This is a genomic window from Variovorax sp. Soil_C_17, from assembly GCF_057657265.1.
This window is the reverse complement of record NZ_JBDGIT010000052.1, coordinates 1-613: the sequence shown is the minus strand read 5'-3', so window position 1 is coordinate 613 and position 613 is coordinate 1. Positions and strand designations below refer to the sequence as shown.

General features: G+C 65.6%; 1 protein-coding gene. It reads left to right on the top strand.

Translation table 11 applies throughout. From position 1 onward, the window contains the following. Window positions 1-40: 40 nt before the first annotated feature. Window positions 41-613, top strand: a 573-nt coding sequence (locus AC3A6Y_RS34990; RefSeq protein ID WP_487872791.1) for a Bug family tripartite tricarboxylate transporter substrate binding protein, incomplete at its 3' end; no start/stop codon positions are given.

Sequence of the window (613 nt, the reverse complement as noted above, 5' to 3'; positions counted from 1 at the left end):
ACTGGTTCTGAACTTCCCGCCGGGTGGTCCCACCGACGTCGTGAGCCGCTATCTCGCGCAGAAGCTCTCCCCCTTGCTAGGCCAACCGGTCGTGGTCGACAACCGCAGCGGCGGTGCAGGCGCCGTCGGAATACTTGCGGCGGCCAACTCCGCGCCGGACGGCTATACGCTTCTCTACACGGCCACCACCGGCCTGGTGCAGGTCCCGCTCATCACCAAGGATGCTTCCTTCGACCCGCTGCGCAGCATCGTTCCGGTCGTCGGCATCGGAACGACACCCATCGCTCTGCTGGCGCACGGATCGCTTCCTGCATCGGACTTTCCCGGCTTCGTCGAATGGGCGCGCAAGCAACAGGGCGGCGTGGACATCGGGGGCGGAGGTCCGATCATCCAGATCGCGACCGCCGTGCTGTCACGCGAGACCGGCCTCAAGCTGATCTATGTTCCGTATCGGGGCACCGCGCCGGTGGTGCAGGCAGCGCTTGGCGGAGAGATCAAGGCATTCTTCAGCACGCCCTCGCCGACGATCACAGAGCTCATCAAGACAGGAAGGCTCAAGGTGCTTGGTGTCACGTCTGCACAACCCAGCCGGCTCGTCCCGGGTGCCGAGCCG